At 72.6% G+C, this 18,985-nt stretch carries 15 protein-coding genes, 1 rRNA gene and 1 riboswitch; of the genes, 13 read left to right on the forward strand and 3 right to left on the reverse strand.

The window, feature by feature from the left end; all coding sequences use genetic code 11:
* The 12 genes from rrf to ACH5AR_RS18730 all read left to right on the forward strand — a co-directional run.
* Positions 1-87, forward strand: a 5S ribosomal RNA gene (gene rrf / locus ACH5AR_RS18675); the annotation flags it as partial.
* Positions 88-187: 100 nt separating this feature from the next.
* A complete protein-coding gene (locus ACH5AR_RS18680) occupies positions 188-808 on the forward strand; it encodes a CDP-alcohol phosphatidyltransferase family protein (protein WP_396302515.1) in 621 nt (206 codons plus the stop codon).
* A 125-nt stretch (positions 809-933) separates the two neighbouring features.
* Positions 934-3,429: a sugar phosphate nucleotidyltransferase gene (locus ACH5AR_RS18685; RefSeq protein ID WP_396302516.1), complete on the forward strand. Its 2,496-nt coding sequence runs from the start codon at positions 934-936 to the stop codon at positions 3,427-3,429.
* Between the two features lie 189 nt (positions 3,430-3,618).
* A complete protein-coding gene (locus ACH5AR_RS18690; protein WP_396302517.1) occupies positions 3,619-4,704 on the forward strand; it encodes a DUF881 domain-containing protein in 1,086 nt (361 codons plus the stop codon).
* Entirely contained in the window at positions 4,701-5,033 is a 333-nt protein-coding gene (locus ACH5AR_RS18695) for a small basic family protein (RefSeq protein ID WP_030062488.1), read from the forward strand. Before ACH5AR_RS18690 ends, ACH5AR_RS18695 begins: the two co-directional genes overlap by 4 nt.
* A 289-nt stretch (positions 5,034-5,322) precedes the next feature.
* Positions 5,323-6,168, forward strand: a complete 846-nt coding sequence (locus ACH5AR_RS18700; RefSeq protein WP_396302738.1) for a DUF881 domain-containing protein — start codon at positions 5,323-5,325, stop codon at positions 6,166-6,168.
* Between the two features lie 229 nt (positions 6,169-6,397).
* The gene (locus ACH5AR_RS18705; RefSeq protein ID WP_396302518.1) at positions 6,398-7,279 is read left to right on the forward strand and encodes an FHA domain-containing protein; all 882 of its coding nucleotides are present in this window, start codon (positions 6,398-6,400) and stop codon (positions 7,277-7,279) included.
* A gap of 179 nt (positions 7,280-7,458) precedes the next feature.
* Positions 7,459-8,154 carry a MerR family transcriptional regulator gene (locus ACH5AR_RS18710; protein ID WP_396302739.1) on the forward strand — a complete coding sequence of 232 codons (696 nt, stop codon included), beginning with the start codon at positions 7,459-7,461 and terminating at the stop codon, positions 8,152-8,154.
* A 97-nt stretch (positions 8,155-8,251) separates the two neighbouring features.
* On the forward strand, positions 8,252-8,728 hold the full coding sequence (locus ACH5AR_RS18715; RefSeq protein ID WP_224276619.1) for a bifunctional nuclease family protein: 477 nt from the start codon (positions 8,252-8,254) through the stop codon (positions 8,726-8,728).
* A 224-nt stretch (positions 8,729-8,952) separates the two neighbouring features.
* Positions 8,953-9,597, forward strand: a complete 645-nt coding sequence (locus ACH5AR_RS18720) for a MerR family transcriptional regulator (RefSeq protein ID WP_396302519.1) — start codon at positions 8,953-8,955, stop codon at positions 9,595-9,597.
* Positions 9,598-9,691: 94 nt separating this feature from the next.
* Positions 9,692-10,414 carry a vancomycin high temperature exclusion protein gene (locus tag ACH5AR_RS18725; protein ID WP_396302520.1) on the forward strand — a complete coding sequence of 241 codons (723 nt, stop codon included), beginning with the start codon at positions 9,692-9,694 and terminating at the stop codon, positions 10,412-10,414.
* Positions 10,415-10,489: 75 nt separating this feature from the next.
* Entirely contained in the window at positions 10,490-11,914 is a 1,425-nt protein-coding gene (locus ACH5AR_RS18730; RefSeq protein ID WP_396302521.1) for a DNA polymerase IV, read from the forward strand.
* A gap of 141 nt (positions 11,915-12,055) precedes the next feature.
* On the opposite strand, the gene ACH5AR_RS18735 is transcribed toward ACH5AR_RS18730, so the two are convergent.
* The gene (locus ACH5AR_RS18735; RefSeq protein ID WP_396302522.1) at positions 12,056-13,552 is read right to left on the reverse strand and encodes an MFS transporter; all 1,497 of its coding nucleotides are present in this window, start codon (positions 13,550-13,552) and stop codon (positions 12,056-12,058) included.
* A gap of 178 nt (positions 13,553-13,730) precedes the next feature.
* On the reverse strand, positions 13,731-14,915 hold the full coding sequence (locus ACH5AR_RS18740) for a PRC and DUF2382 domain-containing protein (RefSeq protein WP_396302523.1): 1,185 nt from the start codon (positions 14,913-14,915) through the stop codon (positions 13,731-13,733).
* A 222-nt stretch (positions 14,916-15,137) separates the two neighbouring features.
* A riboswitch (glycine riboswitch) is annotated at positions 15,138-15,241 on the forward strand.
* A 238-nt stretch (positions 15,242-15,479) separates the two neighbouring features.
* Here ACH5AR_RS18740 and gcvP point away from each other — a divergent pair.
* On the forward strand, positions 15,480-18,380 hold the full coding sequence (gene gcvP, locus ACH5AR_RS18745; protein WP_396302524.1) for an aminomethyl-transferring glycine dehydrogenase: 2,901 nt from the start codon (positions 15,480-15,482) through the stop codon (positions 18,378-18,380).
* A 124-nt stretch (positions 18,381-18,504) separates the two neighbouring features.
* Here the strand turns inward: gcvP and ACH5AR_RS18750 are convergent, their stop codons facing one another.
* Positions 18,505-18,696, reverse strand: a complete 192-nt coding sequence (locus ACH5AR_RS18750) for a DUF5999 family protein (RefSeq protein WP_049659119.1) — start codon at positions 18,694-18,696, stop codon at positions 18,505-18,507.
* Positions 18,697-18,985 lie beyond the last annotated feature (289 nt).

Consider the following 18,985-nt stretch of genomic DNA (forward strand, 5'->3'; position numbering starts at 1 on the left):
GGTTACATTCCGAACCCGGAAGCTAAGCCTTACAGCGCCGATGGTACTGCAGGGGGGACCCTGTGGGAGAGTAGGACGCCGCCGAACAATTCTTCTAGAGAAGCCCCCGCCGGGTGAACCGGTCGGGGGCTTCTCTGTTGTAGGGTCAACTTGCAATTGTCGTCGTACCGGACAGGAGGGCCCCCGGGTGGAGGTCCAGGAGACGCGGGTCCAGACCGATCGCGTCCTCACCATCCCCAACGTGTTGAGCATGGGCCGGCTGGTCGGTGTTCCGCTCTTCCTCTGGCTCATCCTGTGGCCGGTCTTCGGCGGGCCCAACAACGACGGCTGGGCGCTGCTGATCCTGATGCTGAGCGGGATCAGCGACTACCTGGACGGGAAGCTCGCCCGCCGGTGGGGGCAGATCAGCCGGGTGGGGCAGCTGCTCGATCCGCTGGCCGACCGGCTGTATGTGCTGTCCACCCTGGTCGGATTGACCTGGCGTGAGATTCTGCCGTGGTGGCTCACCGCGATCCTGTTGGCCCGTGAGGTATTCATCGCCGCACTGCTGCCGATTCTGAACCGGCACGGGTACGGGCCGCTCCAGGTGAGTTTCCTGGGGAAGGCCGCGACCTTCAACCTGATGTACGGCTTCCCGCTTCTGCTGCTCGGCAGCGTCGACAGCTGGATCGCCCGGCCGGCCGAGGTGGTGAGCTGGGCGTTCATCTGGTGGGGGACGACCCTGTACTGGTGGGCCGCGATTCTCTACGCGGTCCAGGTGCGGCAGATCGTCCGGGGGAGCGCCGCGGGCTCGGCGTCCACAGTCTGAGACGTGATCTGAGAGAAGCCCCACGCTTCTTCGGTGCGTCGGACGATCTCTTCCGGGTAGACAACCTTCTGGAACGCTTTGATGGACCGTGCTGGTCCACCACCGCGAAGGAGGACGCACCCGTAATGAAAGCCGTTGTAATGGCAGGGGGCGAGGGCACCCGTCTCCGCCCGATGACCTCCAGCATGCCGAAGCCGCTGCTTCCGGTCGCCAATAGGCCGATCATGGAGCACGTGCTTCGGCTGCTGAAGCGGCACGGCCTCTCCGACACCGTCGTCACCGTGCAGTTCCTGGCCTCACTGGTCAAGAACTATTTCGGCGACGGCGAAGAGCTGGGCATGCACCTGACCTATGCCCACGAGGAGACGCCACTGGGCACTGCGGGGAGTGTCAAGAACGCCGAGGACGCGCTCAAGGACGATTCCTTTCTGGTGATCTCCGGTGACGCGCTGACCGACTTCAATCTCTCGGAATTGATCGACTTTCACCGCAGCAAGAACGCTCTGGTCACCGTCTGTCTCACGAGGGTGCCGAATCCCCTGGAGTTCGGCATCACGATCACGGACGAGGAGGGAAGGGTCGAGCGGTTCCTGGAGAAGCCGACCTGGGGACAGGTCTTCTCGGACACGGTCAACACCGGTATCTACGTGATGGAGCCCGAGGTCTTCGACTACGTGGCGGCGGGCGAGTCCGTCGACTGGTCGAGTGACGTCTTCCCCCAGCTGTTGAAGGAGGGCAAGCGGGTCTACGGGTACGTCGCCGAGGGCTACTGGGAGGACGTGGGCACCCACGAGAGCTACGGCAAGGCCCAGGCGGACGTCCTGGAGGGCAAGGTCGACGTCGAGCTCGACGGCTTCGAGATCTCCCCGGGGGTCTGGGTCGCGGAGGGCGCCGAGGTGGACCCGGACGCGGTGCTGCGCGGGCCGCTGTACATCGGCGACTACGCCAAGGTCGAGGCCGGCGTCGAGCTCCGCGAGCACACCGTGCTCGGCAGCAACGTGGTCGTCAAGCGCGGAGCCTTCCTGCACAAGGCGGTGGTGCACGACAACGTGTACGTCGGGCCGCAGAGCAACCTGCGGGGCTGCGTGGTCGGCAAGAACACCGACGTGATGCGCGCCGCGCGGGTCGAGGACGGCGCGGTGATCGGGGACGAGTGCCTGGTCGGCGAGGAGTCGATCATCGGGGCGAACGTCCGGGTCTACCCCTTCAAGACCATCGAGGCCGGCGCCGTCGTCAACACCTCGGTGATCTGGGAGTCGCGCGGCCAGGAGCACCTGTTCGGCGCGCGCGGCGTCTCGGGCGTCCTGAACGTCGAGATCACCCCGGAGCTGGCGGTACGGCTGGCGGGGGCGTACGCGACGACGCTGAAGAAGGGCGCCACCGTCACCATCGCGCGTGACCACTCACGCGGTGCGCGTGCACTCAAACGGGCGATGATCTCGGCGCTCCAGACCTCGGCGATCGACGTCCGTGACCTGGAGAACGTGCCCATGCCGGTGGCCCGGCAGCACACGGCGCGGGGGAGCGCGGGCGGGATCTTCCTGCGGACCACGCCGGGCGTGCCGGACTCGCTGGACATCCTGTTCTTCGACGAGCGCGGGGCGGACCTCTCCCAGGCCGGCCAGCGCAAGCTCGACCGCGTCTACGCGCGCCAGGAGTACCGCCGGGCCTTCCCCGGTGAGATCGGGGACCTGACCTTCCCGTCCAGCGTCTTCGACTCCTACGCGGGCAACCTGCTGCGGACGGTGGACACCACCGGAGTCCGGGAGGCCGGGCTGAAGGTGGTCGTGGACACCGCGCACGGCAGCGCGGGCCTCGTCCTGCCGAGCATCCTCGGCCGGCTCGGGGTGGAGGCGCTGACCGTCTCCAGCGGGCTGGACGAGGCCCGGCCGACCGAGGACGCGGAGACGCGCCGGGCCGGGCTGGCCAGGCTCGGCGAGCTGGTGGCCTCCTCACGGGCGGCCTTCGGGGTGCGGTTCGACCCGGTCGGCGAGCGCGTCGCCTTCGTGGACGAGCTCGGCCGGGTGATCGACGACGACCGGGCGCTGCTGGTGCTGCTGGACCTGGTCGCCGCCGAGCGGCGCAGCGGTCAGGTGGCACTGCCGGTGACCACCACCCGGATCGCCGAACAGGTCGCCGCCTACCACGGCACCCAGGTGATCTGGACCACGACGACGCCGGACGACCTCGCGAAGGCGGCCTCCGCCGAGGGCACGGTGTTCGGCGGGGACGGGCGCGGCGGCTTCGTGGTGCCCGAGTTCAGCGGGGTGCTGGACGGCGCCGCGGCCTTCGTCCGGCTGGTCGGCCTGGTGGCGCGGACCCAGCTCACGCTGAGCCAGATCGACGCGCGGATCCCGCAGGCGCACATCCGGCGCCGGGACATCGCGACGCCGTGGGCGGCCAAGGGCATGGTGATGCGCTCGGTGGTGGAGGCGGCCGGCAGCCGTCGGCTGGACACCACCGACGGCGTGCGGGTGGTCGAGGCGGACGGGCGCTGGACGCTGGTGCTGCCGGACCCGGCCGAGGCGGTCACCCACCTGTGGGCGGAGGGCCCCGACGACGAGGCCACCGAGGCGCTGCTGGACGAGTGGGCGGCCGTGGTCGACGGAGCCGGGCGGTGACGCTGACCCTGCGGGACTGAGCACGACCGGAACTGCCTCGAACGGCGGGGCGCGCGGTGTCGTCCGCGCGCCCCGCCGTCCGTTTTCGCATCATTCGGAACATTCCGTCACGTTCCGTCATGTGTGCAGCGGGTGTGCAGCTCAGGGGCCGTGCACAGGCCCCTTCGGCGACGTGGGACGATGGTCTCCATGCCAGCGACGCCGACGCCGAGTGCCCCGAACGGACGGTACAACCGTCCGGACGCCTCGATGTCCCTGCTGACCAACGTGATGGACCACAGCCTCGACGAGGGCTACGCGGAGGCCGCCGCCGCGCGCGGCGGCGCCCGCGACAGCCGGATACCCGGCACCCTGCCGGGGCTGCTCACGCTCGGTGCCGGGCTGGCGCTGGTCGGCGCGGTGGTGACGGTGGGTGCGGTGAACGCGCACAAGGCCGAGCCCTCGCTGGCCAAGGAGCGGGACGCGCTGATCCACCGGATCAACGACAGCAACACCTCCGCCGACCACCTCCAGAAGCAGGTCCAGGAGCTGCGGCTCAAGGTCGACAGCACCCAGCAGCAGGCGCTGGCCTCGGGGGACGCCGATCCCGGCGAGGTGAGCGGAGCGGTCGGTCTGGGGCAGGTCACCGGGCCGGGCCTGAAGCTGGTCCTGGAGGACGCCGCGGGCACCGGGCTCGGCGGGAACGTCGACCCGCGGGCCGGGCAGGGCTTCTCCAACAGCGGCCGGCTGCGGGACCGCGACCTGCAACTGGTGGTGAACGGCCTCTGGGGAGCCGGGGCCGAGGCGATCGCGATCAACGGCCAGCGGCTGACCGCGCTGTCCGCGATCCGCGCCGCCGGCGAGGCCGTGCTGGTGGACAACCGGCCGCTGGTGCCGCCGTACGGCATCCAGGCGATCGGGGACGGCTCGAAGCTCCTCGGCACCTTCGAGAAGGACATGGCGGGGCAGTACCTGCGGCTGCTCCAGGAGCAGTACGGCATCAAGTCGACGCTCTCCGTGCAGAAGAGCCTCACCCTGCCGGCGGCCGTCGGGGTGACGCTGCGGACCGCCCAGCCGGTGACGCCCGAGGCCTCGCCCACGGCGACGGCCGCCCCGGGCGCAACGCCGTCGGCGGGCGCCGGAACCCCGGAGGGCCCCGGTGCGTCCGTCTCCCCGTCGGCCTCGCCTTCCGCCTCCGCCTCCTCCACCGCGCCCAGCACCCCTTCCGCTTCCAAACGGCGTCCGTCGGGCGGAGCCACCAAGACCACGACAGGGACAGGAGCAGCCAGACCGTGATTGCCGTACTGGGTCTTGTGATCGGGGTGGTCGTCGGCCTCTTCGTCCAACCCGAGGTGCCGGACGCCGTGGTGCCCTACCTGCCGATCGCGGTGGTGGCGGCGCTGGACGCGGTGTTCGGCGGTGTCCGGGCGATGCTCGACGGGATCTTCAACGACAAGGTGTTCATCGTCTCGTTCCTGTCGAACGTGGTGGTCGCGGCCCTGATCGTCTTCCTCGGCGACCAGCTGGGCGTCGGCTCCCAGCTGTCCACCGGTGTGGTCGTCGTCCTCGGCATCCGCATCTTCTCCAACGCGGCCGCGATCCGGCGTCATGTCTTCCGTGCCTGAGCCGGGCCGCGAGCCGGCGGCGGAGGAGGTTCGGGCGGCGGCGAAGCCGGTCGGGGAGCCGATCGCGAAGCCCGCGGAGAAGCCCGTCGAGCGGTCCGTGGACGCCCCGGGCGCGGAGCCGGACGAGGAGGTCGGACGGGCGGACGACGCCGAGGTGGCCGAGGCCGCCGGGACGGCCGGGAAGGCGCCGCGGGGCGAGGACGCCCCGGCGCCCCCGGAGGCGGAGTCCGACGCCGAGCCTGAGCTTGGGGCCGCTCCGGTGGTCGAGCCGACGCTGCGGCTCACCAAGGTGGCCGAGCCGGCGCCCGCGGGCGGGCCGCGGCCCGGTACGGGGCCCGAGGCCGAGCCGGAACCGGAGCCCGCCGCCGAGCCCGTACCCGAGGCGGAGCCCGCGCCCGCTGCCGACCGCAGCGCCGGCCGCCGACGCCTGAAGGCCGCCCTCTGGCCGCCGCGGCTGTCGCGCGGGCAGCTGGTGGTGGCACTGCTGCTGTTCTCGCTCGGGCTGGGGCTGGCGATCCAGGTGCGGTCGACCAACGACCACCACAGCCAGCTGCGCGGCGCCCGCCAGGAGGACCTGGTCCGGATCCTCGACGAACTGGACAGCCGCCAGCAGCGCCTCCAGCAGGAGAAGGCGGAGCTGGAGCAGTCCCTGGCGAAGCTGGAGAACAGCTCCAACCAGGCCAAGGAGGCCCAGGAGCAGACCAGGAAGAAGGTGACGGAGCTCGGCGTGCTCGCCGGTACCGTCAAAGCCACTGGTCCGGGCATCGTACTCACGGTCGATGATCCCCAAGGGCAGGTGAAGGCAGATATGCTGCTGGACACCCTGCAAGAACTTCGAGCGGCAGGGGCGGAGGCGATTCAGATCAACGATGTGCGCGTGGTGGTCAACACCTACTTCACCGACCTGTCGGCCGGTGGGGTGCAGATCGACGGGAAGAAGGTCTCCCAGCCCTACCGCTTCACGGTCGTGGGGAACCCGCAGGACCTGACGCCCGCGCTGAACATCCCTGGGGGTGTCGTCCGCACGCTGGAGAGCCACCAGGCGCGGGCGACGATCGCCCCGCAGCAGAAGGTGGTCGTCGACGCCCTGGTGGACCCGAAGTCGCCGCAGTACGCCAAGCCGGCCCAGAAGTGACGGGGCGCCCGGCGAACGGCCCGTCAGGGGAGGGCGGCACCCGCTGCGGGGAGCCGCCGGCCGGTGGGCGAGACTGGTTCGCACCGGTACGCTCCGGAGCAGCAAACGCAGTACCAACCGACGGAGTACCACTCCGGCGGGCCCGGGTCGCAAGGACCGGGCGCGCAGCATGTCCGAGGTTCTCACCCTGCCCCGCGGGCGGGTCTGTCACACGCAAGGGGATTCGCCCGTGAGTTTCTTCTCGAAGTTGTTCGGTCGTAACAAGGGCCGTGACGCGGCCGCCGTCGAGGCGCCCACCGCGCGTCACCGCCGACCGGAGGACGAGCCGGCGGTGCCGGGCATGCGTCCGGCCCCCGAGGCCGCGCCGTACGCGGGTCAGCAGCTGTACCGGGACGGCGGCGCCGCCCAGTACGCGGGGAATCCGGCGGGCTACGGCGCGTCGGTTGACCCTTCCGGCGAGCCGCGCATAGGTTTCCCGGCAGGACCCTCAACCTCTGGTGGAGGGTTTGCCCCGGATCCGTACGCCGGGCACAACCCGTCGGGTGTGCCGCGCCAGGAGGCTGTGAACATGGCTGGCCCCACTCCGTGCCCCAGGTGCGGCAACCGGAACCCGGCCTCGGCCCGGTTCTGTTCCAACTGCGGCACGGCGCTGCGCGGCGGCCTGCTCCCGGAGGGGGCGGCGGAGACCACGTCGACCATCTCCATCTCCGGCCTGGAGTCGTACGACCCCACCACCACGACCGGCACCGGGGCCACGCCGGCCCTGTCGGCCGAGGTGCTGTCGGCGATCGACGCGCTGCCGCCGGGCTCGGCCCTGCTGATCGTGCAGCGCGGCCCCAACTCCGGCAGCCGCTTCCTGCTGGACTCGGACGTCACCACGGCGGGGCGCCACCCGCAGGGTGACATCTTCCTCGACGACGTCACGGTCTCGCGCCGCCACGTGGAGTTCCGCCGCACCCCGGCCGGCTTCAGCGTCGCGGACGTCGGCAGCCTCAACGGCACCTACGTGAACCGCGAGCGGATCGACGAGGTGGCGCTGAACAACGGCGACGAGGTGCAGATCGGGAAGTACCGGCTGGTGTTCTTCGCCGGCCACAACCGGGGGTACTGAAAACGACGTCGGCGGGAGCCCGAGTGAATACGAATACCCCTTCCTCTTCTCTCGGGGCGGCCACCCCAACCCCGTCCGGTCCGCAGGCGGACCGCGGCGGACGCGGGGTGGTCGCGGGCCCGCGGCAGCCGGTCCGGGCCGAGCGGTCCGCCGGCCGCCGGCGCGGCGGCGACGAGCTGCTGAGCATCGGCGCGGTGCTGGCCTTCCTGCGCGACGACTTCCCCGAGGTCACCATCTCCAAGATCCGCTTCCTGGAGGCGGAGGGGCTGGTCGAGCCGCAGCGCACGCCCTCGGGGTACCGCAAGTTCAGCCCGGCCGACGTCGAGCGGCTGGCCTACGTCCTGCGCATGCAGCGGGACCACTACCTGCCGCTGCGGGTGATCCGGGAGCACCTGGACGCCATCGAGCGCGGCGAGAGCCCGCCGGCGCTGCCCTCCGCCGCCGACACCCGGCCCGGGCCGCTGGAGGAGGCGGACCGGGAGCTGGTGGCCGGCGGCGAGGTGCCCGCCGGCGTGCGGCTGGGGCGCGCCGAGCTGCTGGCGGCGGCCGACGCCGGGGAGGCGGAGCTGGCCGAGTGGGAGGCCTACGGGCTGGTCGCCCCGGGCCCGGACGGCGGCTACGACGGCGAGGCGCTCCAGGTGGCCCGGCTGGTCGCGGAGCTCGGCCGGTACGGGCTGGAGCCCCGGCACCTGCGTGCCATGAAGGCCGCCGCGGACCGCGAGATCGCGCTGGTGGAGCAGGTGGTGGCGCCGTTGCGCCGGCACCGCAACCCGCAGACCAGGGCGCACGCGGAGGCCACCGCCCGGGAGCTGGCGACGCTGTCCGTCCGGCTGCACGCGGCGATGGTCCAGGCCGGGCTGCGGGCGCGCGGGTAGCGCTCGCGCCGCCCCGGCGGCGCCGGCTGCACCGCGCTGACCAGCGGCGTCGGCGCTGCGCTTTCATATCCGGGAGCGGAGCCATAGGGTTGCGTGTGTGAATGAGCTCGACGTCGTGGGTGTCCGAGTGGAGATGCCTTCCAACCAGCCGATCGTGCTGCTGCGGGAGGTCGGGGGAGACCGCTACCTGCCGATCTGGATCGGCCCCGGCGAGGCGACCGCGATCGCCTTCGCCCAGCAGGGCATGACGCCGGTGCGCCCGCTGACGCACGACCTCTTCAAGGACGTCCTGGAGGCGCTCGGCCAGCAGCTCACCGAGGTCCGGATCACCGACCTGCGGGAGGGCGTGTTCTACGCCGAGCTGGTGTTCTCCGGCGGGGTCGAGGTGAGCGCCCGGCCGTCCGACGCCATAGCGCTGGCCCTGCGCACCGGCACGCCGATCTACGGGAGCGAGGAGGTGCTCGCCGAGGCGGGCATCGCGATCCCGGACGAGCAGGAGGACGAGGTCGAGAAGTTCCGCGAGTTCCTCGACCAGGTGTCGCCGGAGGACTTCGGGGGCAGCGGCCCGCAGTAGCGGGACCGGACCGTGTGGGCCTTCTGGCCCACCGTTTTGCCAAAATCCGTCGACCTACCCACACTAGGGGCACGAAAAACCACTCTCCTGAGTGATGTGGTTTGTCTGGCCCGGCGTGGCGATCGTTGACGGGTCATAGGGGACTGCCTACCGTCAGGAGTGGCTGTCCGGGTGGCCGATGCCCGCAGTCGGGTTGCCCGCAGCACAAGTGGACGGAGGCAGGCATGAGCAGCACCGGCGATGACGCGGCCGTGGGAGGCCGGTGCGCCGTGCACATGCCGCGCGCCGCCCGCACCGTCACGGACCTCCCCAGAGTCGGCAGGTTCCCGGCCGTCCAGCCGGGCCAGCCGGCCATCGAACGGCTGGCCCCGACGTCCGACCTGCTGGGCTTCCGCGGCCCGACGGCCTGCGCGGCGGCCGGCATCACCTACCGCCAGCTGGACTACTGGGCCCGCACCGGCCTGCTGGAGCCCAGCGTCCGCACCGCCTACCCGTCGACCAGCCAGCGGCTCTACAGCTTCCGCGACATCCTGCTGCTGAAGATCGTGAAGCGGCTCCTGGACGCGGGCGTCTCGCTCCAGAACATCCGGGTGGCGGTCGCCCACCTCCAGGCGGCCGAGCAGTCCGACCTGGCCGGGCTGACGCTGATGTGCGACGGCGCGACGGTGTACGAGTGCACCACGGCGCAGCAGGTGGTGGACCTGTTGAAGGGCGGCCAGGGGGTCTTCGGCATCGCCGTCGGAGCGGTCTGGCAGGAGCTGGAGCTCACCCTCGGGCGGCTGCACGCCGAGCGCACCGACACCGGCGAGACGCTGGTCGGGCACGACCCGGCCGACGAGCTGGCCCAGCGGCGCCACCGGGCCGTCTGAGCGGACGTACCACGGGGCCGCGGGCCCGGACGGGGAACCGTTCGGACCCGCGGCCCCGTCGTGTTCCCCGGTTGACCTGATCGAGGGAGGGCACGTGGGAGTCGGCACCGGGATATCGGGGCTGCTGCGGCGCAGGGCCGGGCTGTTCGCGACGCGGCTGCGGCAGCGCCGCACGCAGCGCAGGGTGTTCCAGGCCGGGACGGTGCTCTGCGCGCTGGCGCTGGCGCCGAGCGCCTGGGTGTGGACCTCCGCGGGGGACCGGGTCGGCACCGTGGAGAGCGCGCCCGCCGCGCCGGTCGCCGTCGTCTTCGGCGCCGGGCTGGACCAGGGCAGGCCCTCGCCGTACCTGGAGCACCGGTTGGTCGCGGCGGCGGACCTGTACCGGGAGGGGAAGGTGCAGGCGATCCTGGTGACCGGGGACAACGGGCGGGTCGAGTACTCCGAGCCCGACGCGATGTACGACTACCTGACCGGGCACGGGGTGCCCGCGGAGCGGGTGGTGCGGGACTACGCGGGCTTCGACACCTGGGACTCCTGCACCCGGGCGCGGCGGATCTTCGGGGTGGACCACGCGGTGCTGGTCAGCCAGGACTTCCACGTCCGCCGGGCGCTGGCACTGTGCGAGGCGGCGGGCATCCGCTCGTACGCGGTCGGGGTGCCGGAGCTGCACGACGCGACCTGGCTGTACGGCGGGCTGCGGGAGGTCGCCGGGGCGGGCAAGGCGGCCGTCAACGCCTGGCTGCGGCCGGACCCGGTGTTCCTCGGGCCCCGGGAGGACGGCATCCCGAAGGCGCTGGCGGCGGCTGCCCGGGAGTAGCCGCGGCCGGGCGGCCGGGCGGGCCGACCGGCCGGGTTCGCACCCGCTGTCGGACCCGTGGGCGATGATCGGCGGGTGCGATCTCTGCCGAGCATCATCCACCTCGACATGGACGCCTTCTTCGCGGCGGTGGAGCAGGCGGCCAAGCCCAGCCTGCGCGGCAAGCCGGTGATCGTCGGCGGGCTCGGCGGGCGCGGGGTGGTCTCCACGGCCTCGTACGAGGCGCGCAGGTTCGGGGTGCACTCGGCGATGCCGATGGCGCAGGCGCGCCGGCTCTGCCCCAACGCGGCCTTCCTGTCGGGGCGGTTCGAGGCCTACCGGCAGAACAGCGAGATCGTGATGGGGCTGCTGCGGCAGCTGTCCCCGCTGGTGCAGCCGCTCAGCCTGGACGAGGCCTTCGTGGACCTGGAGGCGGGCCCGTACGGGCCGGCGCTGCTGGCGGCGGACCACGACACCGGCGAGCGGCTGGTACTCGCGCTGGCGGAGGACCTGCGGGCCGACATCCAGCGGCTGACGGGGCTGACCGGCTCGGTCGGCGCGGCCGGGTCCAAGCTGATGGCGAAGATCGCCTCCGAGCAGGCGAAGCCGGACGGGCTGGTCATAATCGAGCCGGGGCAGGAGCGGGCCGTGCTCGGCCCGATGCCGGTGCGGGCGCTGCCCGGGATCGGGCCGGCCACCGAGCAGGTGCTGCGCCGGGCCGGGCTGAACACCGTCGCCGACCTCGCGGACGCGGGGGAGGCGGAGCTGGTGCAGCTGGTCGGGCGGGCGCACGGGGCCGGCATCTTCCAGATGTCCACCGGGCTGGACGAGCGGCCGGTGGTCGCCGACCAGGACGCCAAGTCCGTGTCGGTGGAGGACACCTACGAGGTGGACCTGGCCGACCGGGACCGGGTGCTGCGCGAGGTGGAGGCGCTGGCGGGCCGGTGCGTCCGGCGGCTGAGGGCGGCCGGGCGCTCGGGGCGGACGGTGGTGCTCAAGGTCCGGCGGTTCGACTTCTCGACGCTGACCCGCTCGGAGACGCTCGGCGGGCCCACCGACGACGAGGCGGTGATCACGGCGACCGCGCGTCGGCTGGCCGACCAGGTCGACATCACCGGCGGGGTGCGGCTGCTCGGCGTGGGCGTGGCCCAACTCGCCGACTACACCCAGGAGGACCTCTTCGCCCAGGCGCTGAGGGAGGAGGCCGCGGAGCTGGCGGAGGCGGCGGCCGAGGCCGAGGAGGCGGAGGAGAAGCCGGAGGCCGTCCCGGTGCGGCGCTGGATGCCCGGGCAGGACGTCCGGCACGAGGAGTACGGGCCGGGCTGGGTGCAGGGCAGCGGCGTCGGGAGGGTCACCGTACGGTTCGAGACGCCGTGGAGCGGCCCGGGGCGGGTGCGGACCTTCGCGGTGGACGACCCGGCGCTCGAGCCGTCCCGGCCGCTGCCGCTGCGCCGCGGGGAGGACGGACCGGAGGCGGACAGGCTGCCGGGGGAGGGCGGGCCGTCGGAGAAGGGGGCCTGAGACGCGAAGCGGCCCCACCCGGTGGGGGAGTACCGGGTGGGGCCGATCACCGTGCCGGACCCCGTGCGTGCGCGATGCCCTCACGACGTACGGGGGCCGGGGCCCCGCGCCCTGTCCCGGAGCGCGGGGCCGGACGCCTCGTCAGACGTCGGTCTTGGCCAGCTCGGGGCTGGAGTCCTGCCGGGCCGAGCCGCCGAGGACGGCGGGCGCGGCGGCCGCGGCGTTGCCGCGGATCAGGAACGGGACGACGCCGGCGACGACGCAGACGACGGCCGCGGTCCAGAACGCGTGCTTGTACGCGTCCAGGGTGGGCAGGGAGAGCGGGATCTGCGGCGGCAGCTTCATGGTGTCGCCGGTCAGGATGGCGGCCATGACGGCGGTGCCGATCGCGCCGCCGACGGTGCGCAGCACGGAGTTCATGCCGTTGGCGATGCCGCTCTGCTCGACCGGGACGGCGCCGTTGATGAAGGCGGGCATCGCGGCGAAGGCGAGGCCGACGCCGAGGCCGAAGATCGCCGAAGCGGTGTAGATGTCGCCCTCGTGCCCGTGGCGCACGGCCAGGTAGGCCATCGCGACGGCGCCGAGCACGCCGCCGAGGACCAGCGGCAGGCGCGGGCCGCGGCGGGCGATCAGCAGGGCGCCGACCGGGGCGGCGACCATCGAGCCGATCGCGGACGGCAGGAGCAGCAGGCCGGCGTGCAGCACGCTGGCGGTGAAGCCGTAGTGGGTGAGCTTCTCCGGGGTCTGGGCGAAGTTGCTGATGACCATGAAGGAGCCGTACATGCCGAAGCCGATGAGCAGGCCGGCCACGTTGGTGAAGGCGACGGCCGGACGGGCCATCATCTTCATGTCCACCAGCGGGTGCGCGACCTTGGTCTCGATGATCCCCCAGACCAGGGCGACCACGGCGGCGACGGCGAACAGGCCGAGCGTCTTGTTGGAGGTCCAGCCCCAGTGGTTGCCCTGGCTGACCGCGACCAGCAGGGCGGAGAGCCAGCCGGCCAGGGTGAGGGCGCCCAGCGGGTCGGCGCCGCCCTCCTTGTCGGTGACCGGGTCGGCCGGGACGCGGAAGGCGACCAGGGCGACCGCGATCAGGCCGAAGACCAGGCCCATCCAGAAGATCGACTTGTAGTTCCAGTGCTCCAGCAGCAGGCCGGTGGCGACCAGGCCGAGGCCGGAGCCGACGCCCATCGAGGCGCTGATGGCGGCGACGCCGCCGGTGACCTTCTGCCTGGGCAGCTCGTCGCGGACGATGCTGATGGCCAGCGGCAAGACGCCACCGCCGGCGCCCTGGAGGACGCGGGCGACCACCAGCCAGGTGAAGGAGTGGGTGCTGACCGCCAGCGCCGAGCCGGCGACCAGGCCGGCCAGCGAGATCAGCAGCATCGGCTTGCGGCCCCGGAGGTCGCCGAAGCGGCCCAGGAGGGGAGTCAGCACGGCTGCGGAGAGCAGGTTGGCGGTCATCAGCCAGGTGATGCTGGAGACGGAGACGTCCAGTTCCCTGGCCAGCGAGGGCAGGATCGGGACGACCGCGGTCTGCACCACGCTGAACGACAGCATCGCCAGGATGAGGGCCGGCAGGACCCGGGCGCTGCTCTGCTTCTCGGCCGCGGTGGTGGGCTGTGGTGCCTCACTCACGGTTGCTTCCTCCCGTACATAGTGAATGAACTGAAGTAACTGTGCCCGGGGATACTTCAGAGTGTCAAATATCGAGCGGTTAAGCTTTGGCAAAGACGAACGGTCGGGTACGCGCCAAGGGGGCGGCGGGCACGGGTAGGGCCCCGGACGGTGCCCGGGGCCCTCGGTGCGAGTGCGGTCAGACCAGTGGCCGCACCGCCGCCGACCGGGCCGGATCGGCGGCGGAGCCGGTCACGGAACCGGTCGCGGAGCCGCCCGTCGCGGACGGGGTGCGGACGTGCTGGGCGGCGGTGGAGTCGTGCACCTCGACCTGCTCGCGGCGGAGTTCCTGTCGGACGACCTCCTCCGTCGTGTACCGCTCGACGACCAGCCGGACCCGCTCGACGGGCGCGAGGTACTTGCGCACCACCGCGCGCTCCTCACGGAGAGTGACCTCCTCGACGGCCTCGGCGATCTCCTTCTCGGTGAGCGAGGCGCGCTCGGCGTCGCTCACCGGTGTCCGCTCGACCCGGACCCGCTCGCGGACCACCGGGATGCGGCGCTCGACCTGTTCGGCCGTCACGTACTTGCGCAGCTTCGCGGTGCCGAGGGTGTGCCACTCGGTGGTGATCTCCAGCCGCTCCTCGCGGCAGGTGATCTCGACCGGGCCGCCGGGGGCGGACGGGGCGGCGCCGACGGGGGCGGGGCGGGTGCCGCCGGTGGCCGCCGTCGGGACGGGGGCGGGCTGCGCCTGCTGCTTCGGCTCCGCGGTGGGGGTGAAGGGGGCGGCGGGTGCGGGAGGGGCGGTGGAGGCGGCCGGGGAGGCCGTGCTCGCGGAGGCGAAGCCGCGGGGCCGCAATTCGTCCTCCGCGGCGGTCCTGGTGGGGTCGGACGCCGCCGCGGCGGCCCTGGCCGGGGCGGGCTCGGCGGGGCGCTCCGGGGTGTGGAAGGTGGGCGGCTTGGCCGGCGCCGCGGCGGCCGTCGTCGTGCCGGCGGCCGCCGCCGTGGTGCCGAAGTCGAGGTCGGACTGCTGGGGCCGGCTCCCGTTGTCGCCGCTCGGGCGGCCGTCCGCCGGGGTGTCGAGTCCGTAGTAGCGGTACAGCTGGAGCTCCTGGGCGGGGGAGAGGTGCTGGCCGACGCCGAAGTCCGGCGACTCCTTCACCAGGGACTTGTCGTACGGCACGCGGAGTTCGTCGCCCGCGAACTCGCTCGTGGTCAGCGGGACGAAGGCGTCCCGGCCGAAGATGCCGGTCCGGACCGCGGCCCACTCGGGACGGCCGGTGGCGTCGTCCAGGTAGACCTCGTCGACCGTGCCGATCTTGTCTCCGTTGCGGTCGACGGCCTTGTGACCGATGAGGTCCCGGGGGTCGATGTCGGTCTGCACTCTTTCCTCCCGTGCGCTGAGCTTGCGGAACCGCAGAAAGGCGACGGGAGCACCTGTCCCGATCCGCCACTTCACACCAAAGGGCACGAATCGGACGTGCGCGACCGGGAGTGCGCCGGACGGGCGGCGTACAGGACCGTACGGGGGACGCGCGTAGACCCGGAGCGGCCCGACGCACCCGTGATCGGGAGGCCTCCCGCTGGTACCCTGGGCGGCGACCGCAGAGCCCGCTCGGGAGAGTCTCCGACTGCGAAAACCGCTGGTCGGAGCGCCGAAGGAGCAACTCCTCCCCGGAATCTCTCAGGCATCCGTACCGTGTGGGGTAGGTCACTCTGGAAAGCAGGGCAGGAGCGCCGGCACGGAAGCCGGCGAGCACCACCCTCACCGACGGTGCAAGCCGGCGGAGCGCCCACAGCGCCCCGTGCGGGTGAAGCTCTCAGGTCCCGATGACAGAGGGGGAGGCCTGTCGGGTCCGCCCCGCCCAGGCCCGTCCGCTGCCCGCAGCGGCGGGACCGGTCGGCGTGCGGACCCCCGCCGGTCCGTGACCAGGAGGCCTCGACCACCATGAACGCCCAGCCGAACGCGGGACGCCCCACCGGCGCCTCGACCCTCACCGAGCTTGAGCTGGCCAGCCCCTTCGAGAACCGCCACATCGGCCCCGACGCCGCCGCGCAGGAGAAGATGCTGGCGTCCGTCGGCTACGGCTCGCTGGACGAGCTCGCCGCCACCGCGGTGCCCGAGGCGATCCGCTCCATCACCGCCCTGGACCTGCCCGCGGGCCGGACCGAGGCCCAGGTCCTCGCCGAGCTGCGCGAGCTGGCCGGCCGCAACCAGGTGCTCCAGCCGATGATCGGCCTGGGCTACTACGGCACCTTCACCCCGCCGGTGATCCTGCGCAACGTCATGGAGAACCCGGCCTGGTACACCGCCTACACCCCGTACCAGCCCGAGATCTCGCAGGGCCGCCTGGAGGCGCTGCTCAACTTCCAGACCCTCGTCTCCGACCTGACCGGCCTGCCCACCTCCGGCTCCTCGCTGCTGGACGAGGGCACCGCGGCCGCCGAGGCGATGGCGCTGGCCCGCCGCGTCACCAAGGTCAAGGGCGGCGTCTTCCTGGTCGACGCCGAGACCCTGCCGCAGACCATCGCGGTGATCAACACCCGCGCCGTGCCGACCGGTGTCGAGGTCGTCGTCGCCGACCTGTCCGAGGGCATCCCGGCCGAGGTCGCCGAGCGCGGCGTCTTCGGCGTGCTGCTCCAGTACCCGGGCGCCACCGGCGTGGTCCGCGACCTCGCCCCGGTGATCGAGCAGGCGCACGGCCTCGGCGCGGTCGTCGCCGTCGCCGCCGACCTGCTCGCGCTGACCCTGCTCAAGTCCCCCGGCTCGCTGGGCGCCGACATCGCCTGCGGCACCTCGCAGCGCTTCGGCGTGCCGATGGGCTTCGGCGGCCCGCACGCCGGCTACCTGGCGGTGCGCGCCGAGTACGCCCGCTCGCTGCCCGGCCGGCTCGTCGGCGTCTCCGTCGACGCCGACGGCAACCGCGCCTACCGCCTGGCGCTCCAGACCCGCGAGCAGCACATCCGCCGCGAGAAGGCCACCAGCAACATCTGCACCGCCCAGGTGCTGCTCGCCGTGATGGCCTCGATGTACGCCGTGTACCACGGTCCGGACGGCCTGGCCGACATCGCCCGCCGCACCCACCGCTACGCCGCCGCCCTCGCCGAGGGCCTGCGGGCCGGCGGCGTCGAGCTGCTGCACGGCGAGTTCTTCGACACCGTCACCGCCGTCGTCCCGGGCCGCGCCGCCGAGATCGCCGCCGCCGCCCGCGCCAACGGCATCAACGTCCACCAGGACGGCGAGGACCGGATCTCCGTCTCCACCGACGAGACCACCACCCGCGAGCACCTGGCCGGCGTCTGGGCCGCGTTCGGCGTCCCCGCCGTCGAGGTCGCCGAGGCCGCCGAGGCGCTGCCCGCCGGGCTGCTGCGCGAGGACGAGTACCTGACCCACCCTGTCTTCCACAGCCACCGCTCGGAGACCGCCATGCTGCGCTACCTGCGCCGCCTGTCGGACCGGGACTACGCGCTGGACCGCGGCATGATCCCGCTGGGCTCCTGCACCATGAAGCTCAACGCGACCACCGAGATGGAGGCGGTGACCTGGCCGGAGTTCGGCCAGCTGCACCCCTTCGCGCCGATCGACCAGGCCCAGGGCTACCTGACCCTGATCCGCCAGCTGGAGCAGCAGCTCGTCGAGGTGACCGGCTACGACGCCGTGTCCATCCAGCCGAACGCGGGCTCCCAGGGCGAGCTGGCCGGCCTGCTGGCCGTGCGCGCCTACCACCACGCCAACGGCGACACCCAGCGCGACGTCTGCCTGATCCCGTCCTCGGCGCACGGCACCAACGCCGCCTCCGCGGTGATGGCGGGCATGCGCGTGGTCGTGGTGAAGACCCTGGTCGACGGCGACGTGGACGTCGAGGACCTGAAGGCCAAGATCGAGCAGCACCGCGACAACCTCGCCGTGCTGATGGTCACCTACCCGTCCACCCACGGCGTGTACGAGACCCGGATCACCGACATCTGCGCCCTGGTGCACGAGGCCGGCGGCCAGGTCTACGTGGACGGTGCCAACCTGAACGCCCTGGTCGGCCTCGCCAAGCCGGGCAAGTTCGGCGCGGACGTCTCGCACCTGAACCTGCACAAGACCTTCTGCATCCCGCACGGCGGCGGCGGCCCGGGCGTCGGCCCGGTCGCGGTGCGCGCCCACCTGGCGCCGTACCTGCCGAACCACCCGCTCCAGGAGGAGGCCGGCCCGGCCACCGGCGTGGGCCCGATCTCGGCCGCGCCGTGGGGCTCGGCGGCCATCCTGCCGATCTCCTGGGCGTACGTCCGGCTGATGGGCGGCGAGGGCCTCAAGCACGCCACCCAGGTCGCGGTGCTGAACGCCAACTACATCGCCAAGCGCCTGTCGCCGCACTTCCCGGTGCTCTACACCGGGCCGGGCGGGCTGGTCGCCCACGAGTGCATCATCGACCTGCGCCCGCTGACCAAGGAGACGGGCGTGACGGTGGACGACATCGCCAAGCGCCTGATCGACTACGGCTTCCACGCGCCGACGATGTCCTTCCCGGTGGCCGGCACGCTGATGATCGAGCCGACCGAGTCCGAGGACCTGCACGAGATCGACCGCTTCTGCGACGCGATGATCACCATCCGCGCCGAGATCGACAAGGTCGGCTCGGGCGAGTGGGCGGCCGACGACAACCCGCTGCGCAACGCTCCGCACACCGCCGCCACGCTGGCCGGCGACTGGGCGCACGGCTACACGCGGCAGGAGGCCGTCTTCCCGGCGGGCGTGAACCCGGCGGACAAGTACTGGCCGCCGGTGAGCCGGATCGACGGCGCGTACGGCGACCGCAACCTGGTCTGCTCCTGCCCGCCGCTGGACGAGTACGGCGCCTGACCGGACCCGGACCCGCGAGGTCCGGACGGTGCGGCGGGGCCCCGGCGGAGAACTCCGCCGGGGCCCCGCCCGTTGCGCCGGTCGATGCGGCGGCTGCCCCCGCCGGGACGGTCGGACCGGGAGGTCAGGCCGCGTGGGCGACGGGACGGCGCGGGGCGATCACCCGGCCGTCGGGCAGCAGTTCCCCGGTGTCCTCGAACAGGACGACGCCGTTGCAGAGCAGGCTCCAGCCCTGCTCCGGGTGGCGGGCCACCGAGACGGCCGCCTCGCGGTCCTCGGACTCGGCCGTCGGGCACTCAGGACGGTGCTGGCACATACGCGTACCCTCGCTTCGCTCTGCGATCCTCCCCGTGGTGCGGTCGCCGGAGGTGGTGCCGTCCGGGGCCGCCGCGGTGGTCGGATCCTGTCCGCGCGCCGACCGAGTGTGGACCGGCGCTCAAGTGGGTAGGACAGGGGGTCCTTCCACGCTGGTTCCCAGTGTCGGCATCCCGGGACCCGCGCGCAGGGATTTCGTGACATGCGCCACAACTCCCGGGCAGAGATCACCCGTTCAGGTGGGGCCGACGGGAAAAGGCGCACCGGTGGGTCAGCCGGGGCATGGCCCG

This window comes from Kitasatospora sp. NPDC018619 (genome assembly GCF_044391605.1).
GTDB lineage: Bacteria > Actinomycetota > Actinomycetes > Streptomycetales > Streptomycetaceae > Kitasatospora.

Bases quoted from the DNA above. Each gene is read 5' to 3' on its own strand.
- ACH5AR_RS18685 (WP_396302516.1), top strand. From the start codon at position 934: ATGAAAGCCGTTGTAATGGCAGGGGGCGAGGGCACCCGTCTCCGCCCG.
- ACH5AR_RS18690 (WP_396302517.1), top strand. From the start codon at position 3,619: ATGCCAGCGACGCCGACGCCGAGTGCCCCGAACGGACGGTACAACCGT.
- ACH5AR_RS18720 (WP_396302519.1), top strand. From the start codon at position 8,953: ATGAGCAGCACCGGCGATGACGCGGCCGTGGGAGGCCGGTGCGCCGTG.
- gcvP (WP_396302524.1), top strand. From the start codon at position 15,480: ATGAACGCCCAGCCGAACGCGGGACGCCCCACCGGCGCCTCGACCCTC.
- ACH5AR_RS18750 (WP_049659119.1), bottom strand. From the start codon at position 18,696: ATGTGCCAGCACCGTCCTGAGTGCCCGACGGCCGAGTCCGAGGACCGC.